Raw genomic sequence first — 13,242 nt, 5'->3', positions numbered from 1 at the left:
AATGCGTCACGATGGACACCGCCTGACATTCCCGCAATGCCCCACGCAGAAGACAGCTTGGTCGAATATGCCCCGCTAGTGCGGAAGCTGGCCCTGCAATTGCTCGCCCGGCTACCCGCCAGCGTTGAGCTTGACGACCTGATACAGGCCGGCATGATCGGCCTGCTTGACGCCGTAAGGCGCTATCAGGAAACGGCAGACGCCCAATTCGAGACCTACGCCACGACCCGTATCCGTGGCGCGATGCTGGACGAGCTTCGCAGCCAGGACTGGCTGCCACGCAGCGTCCGCGCCAAGGCGCGCAAAATCGAACAGGCCATTTCCCAGCTGGAGCAGCGCTTGATGCGCGCCCCCTCCGAAGCCGAAATCGCCCAGCAGCTTGAAATTCCGATCGACGAATACCAATCGTTGCTGCACGACGCGCAAGGCGTGCAGATCGTTCACTACGAAGATTTCACGACCGAAACGGACTCCGCGTCCGGTCAATCGGATTGGGCTGCAACACTGAACCATGGTTCGGCAGGCGGCAATCCGCTGGATTCTCTATTGGCAGGCGATTTCCGCCAGGCGCTGGTGCACGCAATCGACGCCCTGCCCGACCGGGAAAAACTGTTGCTGTCGCTGTGTTACGAGCAAGGCCTGAATCTGAAAGAGATTGGCGCGATCATGAACGTGACCGAAGCACGCGTGTGCCAGTTGAGATCGCAAGCAACGGCTCGCATTCGCGCCAAGCTGAAGGAACAGGCTTGGCAAGAGCTGCCCCAGGAGGGGCAGATCGCGCAGATTATTTGAGTTCACACCGCGTGCGCGTTCGCGCACGCATGCCGCACATCCCCCGCCCTATCCCTGGAATTCAGTCATGACCGCAGCCGATAATTTGACGCAGGCAATTTCTGACGCCTACGACGAAACCCCGTACATTTCGAATGCGTTCGCCTATACATCGCCAGGCAACTTACGTGCGGTAGCGAGTCTTTATGGATTGGCCACGCCCGCGCTGGACAACGCGCGCGTGCTGGAACTGGGTGGCGCCGCCGGCGGGAACCTGCTGCCCTTTGCGATGGCCTACCCCGGCGCGCAGGTAGTGGGCATTGACCTGGCGCCTCAACAGATCGAGGCCGGCCAGCAGATCGCCGAGAAAGTCGGCGCGCGCAATCTCGATCTGCGCGCGATGAGCCTGACCGACATCACTCCCGAATTCGGGCAATTCGACTACATCATTTGCCACGGCGTGTTCAGCTGGGTGCCCCCCGAAGTGCGCGACGCGATCTTGCGCATCTGCCGGGAAAACCTGGCCCCGGAAGGGATTGCCTATATTAGTTACAACACCTACCCGGGTTGGAAAGCCGCCGACGTGGTTCGCGACGCGATGATCCTGAACAGCTTCGGTGCACAGACGGCGCAGGACAAACTGGCCAGCGCCAAGGAAATGCTGGATCTCATCGAAAACGGCCTTTGGCACAACAACCCGCTGCACGCTGCGCTGCAAAATGTTGCGGGCAAGCTGCGCGGTCAGTCCGACCATTACCTTCTGCACGAATACCTGGAAGCGATCAACACGCCTTGCTACTTCCTGGAATTTGCAGCCGCCGCGCAACAGGCCGGCCTGGCCTATGTTACGGACGCCGAACCGCATTTGACCTTTGCATCGACCTACGGCGCCAAGGTCGCGCTTGGCCTGAATGGCCTGTCTGCCAATAGCAACCGCGAAATGCGCGAGCAATATCTGGATTTCGCGGTGGGACGCTCGTTTCGCAAGAGCCTGCTGGTGCACGCGGATCGCGCGGGCCAGATGCTGGCCCAGCCAGAAGGCAGCGCCTTCAAAGCCATGCATTTCGCGGCCAAGCTCGACGCGGCTGCGCCGACCGCAGGCGCATCGGCAGAGCATCGCCACTACATGACGCCCAATGGCGCAACGCTCAGCAGCAAGGACCCGGCCATGGTCGGGATGATTGACGCGCTGAACCAAGCCTGGCCGCGCGCGCTGCCCTTTGAGGCCATTGTTGACATCGCGCAGCGCCACAACCCGGGCGCGACGCAAGAGGATGTGTGCAACGCCGTCTATATGAACCTGATCACGCTGGTGCAATCCAGTGCGGTTCACTTCCGCATGGAGCCGTCGGCCTATGTGGCGGCTGACACCAAACCCGCCTTGATCCCGGGCGCCCTTCCCTTGCTTCGTGAAGTCACCCGCCAGCCGAGCCAGGTGGGCATGTACAACCTTTGGCATCAGCCCGTGAACCCGCCGGCCGATGCCTTAAGCCAATTCATCGCCCTTCAAATGGATGGCACGCATTCCGTGACCGACCTGCGCACGCAAGTGCGTGACGCGCTGACCTCGGGCCGTCTCGCCCATCCCAACGGGCAAACTTATAAAGGCGCCCGCAATCTGGAGCCAGTCGCGCAGGAATTCTTGAACGCCCTGCTGGCTGATTTACGCCGCGCCGGACTGCTGCTGAACTGATACATATTGCCGCCGGGGCGGGCGCTTCGCCTGGCCAGCCCCGGAAAGCACCAAAAACCTCAACATATTTACGATTGCCGAAAAAAAAGCCTAAAGATTGATTTGCGACTGCCGTAATCCTGGCAACGGAGAAATTCGAAGACGCAAGAAAACGAATTCTCCCGTTAACACGATGGGCGGCCCCGCTGCCCGGTTTGAAGAAGCCTTTCTCTCTTGGGAGCCTAAACATGGCTGCAGTCATTAACACCAACTACTTGTCGCTCGTTGCTCAGAACAACCTGAACAAGTCGCAATCGTCCCTGGGTACCGCCATCGAACGCCTGTCGTCGGGCCTGCGCATCAACAGCGCCAAGGACGACGCCGCCGGTATGGCCATTGCCAACCGTTTCACCGCGAACGTCAAGGGCCTGACCCAAGCCGCTCGTAACGCCAACGACGGCATCTCGCTGGCTCAAACGACGGAAGGCGCTGCCTCCGAAATCAACACCCACCTGCAGCGCGTTCGCGAACTGTCGGTGCAAGCCGGCAACGGCAGCTACTCGCAAGAGCAGCTGAACTCGATGCAAGACGAAATCAACCAACGTCTGTCGGACATCGACCGCATCTCGCAACAAACCGACTTCAACGGCGTGAAGGTTCTGTCCTCCAACGCCAAGCCCCTGACGCTGCAAGTTGGCGCCAACGACGGCGAAACGATCACCCTGAACCTGTCGGAAATCAGCGTCAAGACGCTGGGTCTGGACGGCTTCAACGTCAACGGCTCGGGCGTGACCCAGAACCGTTCGGCCACCGTGTCCGACCTGCAAGCCGCTGGCGGCACCGCCGTCGGCAACGACTGGACCGTGACCACGACGCACGCTGCAGCTACCGCTGACCAAACCTTCGCCAAGCTGGAAAACGGCAACACCGTTACCGTTGGCACGGGCACCGCTGCTACGACCTACACGTACGACTCGGCCAACAAGAACTTCACGTTCACCGACAAGTCGGCTTCGAACGCTGGCGCGATCACCACGCTGGCCAACTCGCTGCGTCCGGCCACCGGCACGACGACCGCGACCTACACCCACAACAACGGCGGCCAGACTGAATTCCAAGTCGACGCTACGGGCAAGGTCACCATCGGCGGCCAAGACGCCTTCCTGGATGCCGCTGGCAACCTGACCACCAACAACGCATCGGCTACCGCCGCTACGCTGAACACCGTGCTGACCGCCGCCGCCAACACCGGCGCCGCTGGTTCGTCGTCGGTTTCGATCGGTGGCAAGACGTACTCCAGCACCGGCACCGCCAACGCTCTGTCGTTCACCAACACCATCGCTACCGATGCGCTGCTGGCTAACGTCAAGGCCAACGCTACCGCCGGCGGCGTGGTCGTCAAGCTGGGTCAAGGCATCACCAGCGCCAACGTCACCTTCACCAGCGGCGCGTCGACCGACACGTACGTTGATGACAAGGGCACGTTCACCACGACCAAGACGTACGACACGACCTACACCGTTGACCCGAACACGGGCAAGGCTACGGTCAAGAGCGGCACGGGCACGGGTGACTACACCGCCAAGATCGGCGCTGAAGCCAAGGTCAACAGCTCGGGCAAGCTGACCACGGAAGACACCAGCAAGGGTTCGCTGACCACCGATCCGCTGAAGACGCTGGACGCCGCCTTCACGAAGCTGGACAAGCTGACCGGCGAACTGGGTGCTGTGCAGAACCGTCTGGAATCGACGATCGCCAACCTGAACAACGTGGTCAACAACCTGTCCAACGCTCGTTCGCGTATTCAAGACGCTGACTACGCCACGGAAGTGTCGAACATGTCCAAGGCTCAGATCCTGCAACAAGCTGGTACCTCGGTTCTGGCGCAAGCCAACCAAGTGCCGCAAACCGTTCTGTCCCTGCTGCGTTAATTCTCAGCAACGGCAACGGTCGGCAGAGGAAACTTCGGTTTCCTCTGGCTGGCAGCCAGGACGGGGCCTTCGCACCCGCCCTGGCCACCTCGAAAACCCGCCTCACGGCGGGTTTTTTTTCGTCCAGACCCGGCGTCCGCGGCCAGCGAGCTTTGTCCAAAGTGGCGGGATATTCCGACGCTGATTCGACGAATGAGTCCTGGCCGCCATTCGTAGAATTCCTGGATCAGATTCCCTAGCTTCGACCAGCGCTTACGCCACATGTCCTATCCGGCCTTCACCCAACGCCAAGCCATTGCAGATCCGGGCCGGCTGTCGCCCAGCCATTCCCCTGCCAGATTGCGCGCCACCGCGCACTTATACGGGGTCGAAACCCCGCCGCTGGAACGCGCTCGGGTGCTGGCCGTGGGCTGCGGTACGGGCGAGGCCCTGCTGCCGTTCGCGCTGGCCTACCCAGATGCGCAGGCGATCGGGCTGGATTCTTCGGAAACCTTGATCAGCCAAGGCACCGAGGCGGCTCGCCGCTTGGGCGCGTCCAACCTGACGCTCTATGTCGGTCAAGCGCCGGACGTGGGCTCACAGTTGGGGCTGTTTGACTACATCATCGTCACAGGCGTCTACAGCTACCTGCCCGCCGACGCCGCTCAGGCCTTGCTGCAAGCCTGCGCCGCCCTGCTGGCGCCCCAGGGCATTCTTTATCTGGATAGCCACGTCTACCCGGGCGCCAAGGCGCTGGACGTGGTGCGCGACGCCATCATGCTGCATGGCCATGCCGCGCAGACCAACGCCGAATTGCGCCAAAGCGCATTGGCCGCCCTGACCCTGTTCAAGGAAGGCTTGGCGGCGGCGAACCCTCAACAGGCGGCGTTGCCGGGCATCGTGGCGCAATTCGAACGCGACCTGCATGCCGCACAAGGCGATGACGAGGGCGGGCTCCAGTTGCTGGGCTGCAACCCCAGTTACTTTGTCGAACTGGCCGGACGCGCCACCGAGGTCGGACTGGCCTACGTGGGCGACACCCAGCCGCTTAGCGAAATCGCATTGAATTTTGGACAAGGCGTATCGCTGAATCACAGCCTGCTGGCCATGGGCCAGCCAGCTACCGTGCGCCAGCAGTACCTGGACTTCGCCACGGGCCGCGCCTTCCGTCAGAGCCTGTGGGTCGCGCAAGCGCGCGCAACCAGTGTTGCTGGCAAGCCTGACCTGAGCCGCATGCGCGACCTGCGCTTTGCCTGCGGCCTGATCCGCCTGGCCGCCAATGGACAGGAGAGCGGCGCTACGTATGTGAACCACCTTGGCCGAGCCCTTGTCACCCAGGACGCCGACGTGGTGACAGTCACGGACATGCTCAACCACGCGTGGCCGGCGACGCTGCCCTACCCGACGCTGCTCGCCGTCCTGCTGAACAAGAACCAGATCGACGACGCCGCAGGGCGCAAGGTGTTGGACCGCGTATTGCAGACGCTGATGGAAAACGATCTGCTGCACTACAGCCTGGACGCCGGCCCTTACGAACGCGAAGGCGACGTCACGTTGCGGCCGCTGCCCTTTCTGATTGCCGATGATACGGCGCCAGCCCTGCCGCGCTTTAACCTCTGGCATGAGCCGGTCAAACTGATACCGTCGGATGCGCAGTCTGCCATCATCCGCAACCTCGCCGCTGGCCGTTTACCCAATGTGGGGGACGCGGGTGACGCGCACGCAGACCCTTCGGATGTGGCGGAAACGCTGTCGCTGCTCAAGCGTTATGCCCTCGTCCAAGGCAGCACGCGCGCCTGGGCGACGATGCTGCGCGACGCGATGACCGCCGCGCACGGCAATATGCCGCTGCTAGGCCTGTACATCAGCGCGCTCGCGTGCCTGAGCCTGAACGCGCGCATTCTTGCCGCGAGCGGACACCAGCCCAATCCGGGTCAGGCCATCGCCGCGCAGGCCATTCACCTGCACGAGCTGATGACAAAGAAGGCGTTCCTGGAAGCAGAACAAATCGCGCGTCGCCTGACAAAGAGCGCCCCCAAGTTCTGGGATGCGTGGGAAGCGCTGACCATTGCCCTTTTCAGCACCGCACGCGTGCAAGAGGCCCTGCTGCCTGCACTGACGACCCTGGAACTGGGGCCGGCCGACCCGCAAAGCTACGTACTGCTGGCTGCGATCATGACGCAGCTGGGGCGCACGTCCGAGGCGATCGGCGCCAGCCGCCGTGCGGTCGAACTGGCGCCGCTTAGCGCCGAAACCCATTCCGCACTGGCCGACGCCCTGACGACCGAACGGCGCTACAAGGAGGCCGAGGCCAGCAACCTGCTCGCCATCGCGCTGGACCCTGCGCATCGCAAGTCTCGCATCAACCTGTGCAAGACCTATATCGATGCGGGGGATGTCACGAAGGCGGAGCTTGCTGCGCGCGAAGCGGTTGCCGCGTTCCCCACCGAGCCCACCCCGCGCAACAACCTGTTGTTTGCGCTGAACTATTCGGACGAGCGCAGCGCAGAAGAAGTCTTCCAGGCATACCGCGACTGCGATACCGACTTGTACGCCACGCATCGCGCCAGCTGGAGGCCGCACAAGAATTCGCGCCAACAGCCCAGAAAGCTGAAGGTGGGCTACGTATCGCCCGACTTCCGTCAACACTCGGGCAACTATTTCATCGAGCCGCTGTTCCAACACCATGACCGGTCCAATTTCGAGCTGACGGCCTATGCCGAACTGACGACCGAAGACCAGACCACGCAGCGTCTCAAGACCTATTTCGACCACTGGGTTCCCACTACCACGCTGACAGATGCCCAATTGGCCGAACGCATACGCGCCGACGGCATCGACATTCTGATTGACGTTGCCGGCCACACCGCGGGCAACCGCCTGGGCGCTTTCGCTCGCAAGCCTGCCCCCGTCTCGCTGACGTGGCTGGGCTTTGGCTACAGCACCGGCTTATCGGCGATCGACTACATCATGTCCGATGACGTCATGGTGCCTTCAGGCAGCGAGCACCTGTTTTCAGAAAAGCCCTGGCGCCTGGAAGACAGCAATTTCATTTACCGCCCGAACCCGGCGATGGGCGATTACGGCACGCTGCCCGCGCTCACCAACGGCTACGTCACGCTGGGCACGCTGACCCGCGCCATCCGGATGAACGACCGCACCGTCAGCGTCTGGTCCGAAATCTTGCGCCGCCTGCCCGAAGGCCGCCTGATGGTAGACAGCAACAGCTACCGCGACGGCCCCATGCGGGAACAGCTGATCGCCCGCTTTCAAGCGCAGGGCATTGACCGCAGCCGGCTCATGATCGGCTGCCACAGCCCCCCCTGGGACGTGCTGCGCAGCATGGACATCGGCCTGGATTGCTTCCCGCACAACTCGGGCGTAACGCTGGTGGAAACGTTGTACATGGGCGTGCCCTACGTCACGCTTGCCGACCGCCCCAGCGTGGGCCGCATCGGCAGCTCGGTCTTGCATGGCATCGGCCATCCGGAATGGATCGCCCAGACCGAAGAAGAATACGTGCAAAAAGTCGTCGCCCTTGCCCGCGACCTGCCCGCCCTGGCGCGCATCCGCGCCAACCTGCGCAGCGACATGCAGGCAAGCCCCTTGATGGACGAACCCGCATTCGCCCGCAAATTCGAAGCCGCGCTGCGCGGCATGTTCAACACCTGGTGCGAATCCCAAGCATGAAAGCCATCATCCTTGCCGGGGGTCTGGGCACCCGGATCTCTGAAGAAACCCACACGCGCCCCAAGCCGATGATCGAAATCGGCGGGCGGCCCATCCTGTGGCACATCATGAAAACGTATTCCGCCCATGGCGTGAACGACTTCGTGATCTGCTGCGGCTACAAGGGCTACATGATCAAGGAGTACTTCGCCAACTACTTCCTGCACATGTCCGACGTGACGTTCGACATGGCCGACAACCGCATGGAAGTGCACCAGCGCAAGGCCGAGCCGTGGCGCGTGACGCTGGTGGACACCGGTGAAACCACCATGACCGGCGGCCGTTTAAAGCGCGTGGCGGACTACGTAAAAGAAGACGACGCGTTCTGCTTCACCTATGGCGACGGCGTGGCTGACATCGACGTCAGCGCGTTGATTGCCTTTCACCGCAAGCATGGCAAGGCCGCTACCGTCACCGCCGTGCAGCCGCCCGGACGCTATGGCGCGCTGCGCCGCGACGGTGACCGCGTAACGGGCTTTACCGAAAAACCGCGCGGCGACGGCGGCCTGATCAACGGCGGCTTCTTCGTGCTGTCGCCCAGCGTGCTGTCGCTGATCGACGATGACGACACCACTTGGGAAGCCGGCCCGCTGGAAACGCTAAGCCGCGACGGCGAGCTGCATGCGTTCGAACATCTGGGCTTCTGGCAGCCCATGGATACGCTGCGCGAAAAGAACCTGCTGGAGTCGCTGTGGAGCACGGGCAAGGCGCCATGGAAAGTCTGGTAAGCCCCACCCCCGGCTTCTGGCGCGGCAAGCGTGTATTGCTGACCGGCCACACCGGCTTCAAGGGAAGCTGGCTGGCGCTGTGGCTGCATCGCCTGGGCGCGCAGGTGACGGGCGTGGCGCTGCCCCCCGCCACCACGCCCAGCCTGTACCAGGCCGCCCGCGTGGGCAGCCTGATCGACAGCCGTTATGCAGACATCCGCAATGCGGATGCGCTGCGCGACATCGTGCTGTCCGCCCGGCCCGACATCGTGCTGCATCTGGCGGCGCAAGCGCTGGTGCGGCCCAGCTATGCCGAGCCGGTTGAGACTTTCGCGACCAACATCATGGGCACGGCGCACCTGCTGGACGCGCTGCGCGTGACGCCGTCGGCGAAGGTGGCCGTCATGGTCACGACCGACAAGGTCTACCGCAACAACGAATGGCCGCACCCGTATCGCGAAAATGACACGCTCGGCGGCCACGACCCCTACAGCGCCAGCAAGGCGGCCAGCGAACTGGTCATCGCGTCGTACCGCGATGCCTTCCTGCAAGCGCAAGGCGTCGCGGTTGCCACGGCGCGCGCCGGCAACGTCATTGGCGGCGGCGACTGGTCGGTAGACCGGTTGCTGCCGGACGCCGTACGCGCCTGGCGCGACAACGGCGATCTGCACATACGCCGTCCGGACTCGGTACGCCCTTGGCAGCATGTGTTGGAACCGTTGGCGGGCTATTTGACGCTGGCGCAGGCGCTGTGGGAACAGCCCGCGCTTGCCGGGCCGTACAACTTTGGCCCGGACGCCGCGGAAGCGGCCTCGGTGCGCACCGTGGTAGACGTGGCGCAGCGCGCCTACGGACGCGGCCGCACCGTCTACGCCGGCCAGATCGAAGGCCCGCATGAAGCGGGCTTGTTGTCGCTGGACACATCGAAAGCGCGCGCGGCGTTGAACGTGGCGCCGCGCTGGCCGCTGGCCCAGGCCGTCACGCGCAGCATGGACTGGTATCGCCGCTTCGATGCGGGCGAAGACGCGTTGGCGCTGTGCCACGCCGACATCAATCAGTACGAGGCGCAGTCATGAGCCTGGATGTCATCGACACGCCGCTTCCCGGTTTGAAAGTCGTGCAGCGCCATCCACGCGGCGATGCGCGTGGCTTTCTGGCGCGGCTGTTCGACGCCGCAGACTTGCGCGCCTGCGGCTGGGAACGCGCCATTGAGCAGGTCAACCACACCTATACCGCGCAGGCCGGCACGATACGCGGCATGCACTATCAGTTGCCGCCGCACGCCGAGATGAAGCTTGTCAGCTGCATACGCGGCGCGGTGTGGGATGTGGCGGTGGACTTGCGCGCGGGCTCGCCCACGTTCTTGCAATGGCATGCCGAGCGGTTAAGCGCCGACAACGGCCGCGCGCTGCTGATTCCCGAAGGCTACGCCCACGGCTTTCAGACGCTGACCGACGACGCCGAAATGCTGTATTGCCATTCCGCCCCGTATTCCCCGCAAGCCGAAGCCGGCCTGCATTTCCAGGATGCCCGCGTGGGCGTCACCTGGCCGTTGCCCCTTACCCTGGTGTCCGAACGCGATCAGCAGCACCCCAGCCTGGACACCGCTTTTTCTGGAGTCGCACTGTGAAGTGCCGCCATTGCCAGGCCGAACTGCGCCTTCCCTTCCTGGACCTCGGCCACGCGCCCCCGTCCAACGCCTACCTGACCGAGGCCGACCTGCGCGGACCCGAAACCTGGTTCCCGCTGCGCATCCTGGTGTGTGAATCGTGCTGGCTGGTCCAGACCGAGGACCACGCCGGGCGTGAAGCGCTTTTCACCGACGACTACGCTTACTTCAGCTCGTTCTCGTCGTCGTGGCTGGCGCATTCGCGCCGCTACGTCGATGCAATGATCAGCCGCTTCGGGCTGGGCGCCGGCAGCATGGTGACCGAGATTGCCGCCAACGACGGCTACCTGCTTCAGTATGTGCAGGCCGCAGGCGTGCCGTGTTATGGCGTTGAACCCACCGCCAGCACGGCGCAAGCCGCGCGCGATCGCGGTATTGAGATCGTGCAGCGGTTCTTTGGCGTGGCGTTGGGCGACGAGCTGGCCGAACAGGGCCGCGCGGCGGATCTTATCGCCGCCAATAATGTGCTGGCCCACGTGCCGGACATTAACGACTTCGTGTCCGGCTTCACGGCACTGCTCAAGCCGCAGGGCGTGGCGACGTTTGAATTCCCGCACTTGCTGCGCATGGTGCAGGAAAGCCAGTTCGATACGGCCTATCACGAGCATTATTCGTATTTGTCGCTGACCGCCGTCTTGCGCGTCTTCAAGTCCAACGGCTTGTCGGTGTTTGATGTGGAGCACCTGAGCACGCATGGCGGCAGCCTGCGGGTCTTTGCGCAGCGCGCCGACACCGGCAATCATGCGCTGACCGCCGAAGTGTCCCGCACGCTGGCGCTGGAGCAGCAGGCCGGCATGGATGGCCCCGACTTCTACTCGCGCTTCCAGCAGCAGGCCGAACGGGTCAAGAACGACCTGATGGCCTTTCTGGTGGAGCTGCGCCGCGGCGGCAAGCGCATTGCCGCCTATGGCGCGGCGGCCAAGGGCAACACCCTGCTGAACTTTGCCGGCGTCCGCCCCGACCTGCTGCCCTATGTGGTGGACCTGAATCCCGCCAAGCAGGACAAGTATTTGCCTGGCAGCCACATCCCCATCGTGGCGGAAGCCCGGTTGCGCGAAGACCAGCCCGAATACATCTTGATTCTGCCCTGGAACCTGAAGGCCGAGGTGTCAGAACAACTGGACTACGCGCGCCGCGAGTGGCACGCCAAGCTCGTCACCGCGATTCCGTCGCTGTCCATTGAAAGCAGCCCGCAAACATGAACACCCGGCCGGTCACCGTCTTGGGCGCAACGGGCTTCATCGGCCGCCATCTGGTCGCGCGCTTGCGCGCGGAAGGCGTGCCTTGCGACGCCCCGCCACGCCACGACCCCGGCCTGCTGCAACGCCCATTGGGCCATGTCATTTACGCAATCGGCCTGACGTCGGATTTCCGCAGCCGTCCCCTGGAAACCGTAGAGGCGCACGTCTGTGTGTTGCGCACGCTACTGGCTGACGCGGATTTTGACAGCCTGACGTATCTGTCCAGCACGCGTGTGTACGCGGGCGCCTGCGACACGCGCGAAGGCGCAACGCTGGCCGTCAACCCGAACGATCCGAGCGACCTCTACAACCTGTCCAAGCTGATGGGCGAATCGCTATGCCTGCACGGCGGCCGGGCTGGAACCAACGTCGCACGGCTGTCAAACATCGTGGGCCTGCGCGACACGCCTGACAGCTTCATCGACCAGCTGCTGGAAGAAGGCGCGCGCGACGGCGTCATCACGCTGCGCACGGCGCTGTCGTCGCGCAAGGATTATTTGTATATCGACGACGCGGTGTCGCAGATTCTGGCCATTGCGCGCGCCGGCGCTCCAGGCATCTTTAACGTCGCCCATGGCGCCGGGGTGACCAACGGCGATATCGCCCGCTGGATTCAAACCAAGCTGGGCTACCGCACGACGGTTGCCGCCGATGCGCCTGAATGGGCATTTGCCGACGTGGATGTAAGCCGCACGCAGGCCCTGTGCGGCCAGCGCCCCCGAGCCTTTTCCGATTACTTCCCGAATTTTCTAGAGCAGTACCGTCTGCACAAAGGAATCTGAATGTCCTACCTTGAAACCACGCCCGACGCGCACCCCGAGTACCGCCAGGAAAAAGAAGCCCGCATCGCCGGCTTCGCCAGCGACCAGGAGTTCCGCGAGCTGTCCAACGCGTGGCGCCAGATGGCGCTGCAACGCAAGTACATGAACAACTTCTCGTGGGCAGGCCGGCCGCTGATCCAGCTGCCCATGGACGCCATGGCCATGCAGGAGCTGATCTGGGCCGTGAAGCCTGACCTGATCATCGAAACCGGCATTGCGCACGGCGGCTCGCTGATGCTGTCCGCTTCGATGCTGCAACTGCTGGGTGCAGGCGAAGTGGTTGGCGTCGATATCGAAATCCGCGAACACAACCGCAAGGCCATCGAGACGCATCCGCTGGCAAAGCGCATTCACCTGATTGAAGGCTCCAGCATTGACCCGGCCACGATTGCGCAGGTGCGCGCGCACGCCGAAGGCAAGAAGAACATCCTCGTCTGCCTGGATTCCAACCACACGCACGACCACGTGCTGGCGGAACTGAACGCCTATGCCGACCTGGTCAGCGTGGGCAGCTACTGCGTGGTCTTCGACACCTTTGTTGAAGACATGCCCGCCGACACCCCCTGGCCGGGCCGCCATTGGGGCAAGGGCAACAACCCCAAGACCGCCGTCTGGGAATGGATCAAGCAACATCCCGAATTTGAAATCGACCGCTCGGTGGAAGACCGCCTGCTGGTAACGTCCGCGCCGGACGGCTTCCTGCGCCGCAAGGCCTGATTTCT

At 63.3% G+C, this 13,242-nt stretch carries 10 protein-coding genes; all 10 read left to right on the top strand.

Annotation, left to right across the window (positions count from 1 at the left end; translation table 11 throughout):
• Positions 1-36: 36 nt before the first annotated feature.
• The 10 genes from ACFZAI_RS22670 to ACFZAI_RS22625 all read left to right on the top strand — a co-directional run bounded on the left by ACFZAI_RS22670 (position 37) and on the right by ACFZAI_RS22625 (position 13,237).
• Positions 37-792 carry an RNA polymerase sigma factor FliA gene (locus ACFZAI_RS22670; RefSeq protein WP_391569016.1) on the top strand — a complete coding sequence of 252 codons (756 nt, stop codon included), beginning with the start codon at positions 37-39 and terminating at the stop codon, positions 790-792.
• A gap of 67 nt (positions 793-859) precedes the next feature.
• Positions 860-2,464, top strand: a complete 1,605-nt coding sequence (locus tag ACFZAI_RS22665; RefSeq protein ID WP_391569015.1) for a methyltransferase regulatory domain-containing protein — start codon at positions 860-862, stop codon at positions 2,462-2,464.
• Between the two features lie 227 nt (positions 2,465-2,691).
• Positions 2,692-4,374 carry a flagellin gene (locus tag ACFZAI_RS22660; protein WP_391569014.1) on the top strand — a complete coding sequence of 561 codons (1,683 nt, stop codon included), beginning with the start codon at positions 2,692-2,694 and terminating at the stop codon, positions 4,372-4,374.
• A gap of 261 nt (positions 4,375-4,635) precedes the next feature.
• Positions 4,636-8,043 (top strand): methyltransferase domain-containing protein, encoded by a 3,408-nt coding sequence (locus tag ACFZAI_RS22655; protein ID WP_391569013.1) that lies wholly within the window; start codon positions 4,636-4,638, stop codon positions 8,041-8,043.
• The gene (gene rfbF / locus ACFZAI_RS22650) at positions 8,040-8,810 is read left to right on the top strand and encodes a glucose-1-phosphate cytidylyltransferase (protein ID WP_342066587.1); all 771 of its coding nucleotides are present in this window, start codon (positions 8,040-8,042) and stop codon (positions 8,808-8,810) included. Before ACFZAI_RS22655 ends, rfbF begins: the two co-directional genes overlap by 4 nt.
• Positions 8,795-9,865, top strand: coding sequence for a CDP-glucose 4,6-dehydratase (gene rfbG, locus ACFZAI_RS22645; protein WP_391569012.1), 1,071 nt, complete (start codon positions 8,795-8,797; stop codon positions 9,863-9,865). The genes rfbF and rfbG overlap by 16 nt, the downstream gene beginning before the upstream one ends.
• Positions 9,862-10,419 (top strand): dTDP-4-dehydrorhamnose 3,5-epimerase, encoded by a 558-nt coding sequence (gene rfbC / locus ACFZAI_RS22640; protein ID WP_391569011.1) that lies wholly within the window; start codon positions 9,862-9,864, stop codon positions 10,417-10,419. Before rfbG ends, rfbC begins: the two co-directional genes overlap by 4 nt.
• Positions 10,416-11,660: a methyltransferase domain-containing protein gene (locus ACFZAI_RS22635; protein WP_391569010.1), complete on the top strand. Its 1,245-nt coding sequence runs from the start codon at positions 10,416-10,418 to the stop codon at positions 11,658-11,660. Before rfbC ends, ACFZAI_RS22635 begins: the two co-directional genes overlap by 4 nt.
• The gene (locus ACFZAI_RS22630; protein WP_391569009.1) at positions 11,657-12,481 is read left to right on the top strand and encodes an NAD-dependent epimerase/dehydratase family protein; all 825 of its coding nucleotides are present in this window, start codon (positions 11,657-11,659) and stop codon (positions 12,479-12,481) included. The genes ACFZAI_RS22635 and ACFZAI_RS22630 overlap by 4 nt, the downstream gene beginning before the upstream one ends.
• Positions 12,482-13,237: a cephalosporin hydroxylase family protein gene (locus ACFZAI_RS22625; RefSeq protein ID WP_342066592.1), complete on the top strand. Its 756-nt coding sequence runs from the start codon at positions 12,482-12,484 to the stop codon at positions 13,235-13,237.
• The last annotated feature ends 5 nt before the right edge of the window (positions 13,238-13,242 follow it).

Source organism: Achromobacter sp. NPDC008082 (assembly GCF_042957345.1).
Lineage (GTDB): Bacteria > Pseudomonadota > Gammaproteobacteria > Burkholderiales > Burkholderiaceae_B > Achromobacter > Achromobacter kerstersii_A.
This window is presented reverse-complemented; position numbering and strand designations above follow the sequence as displayed.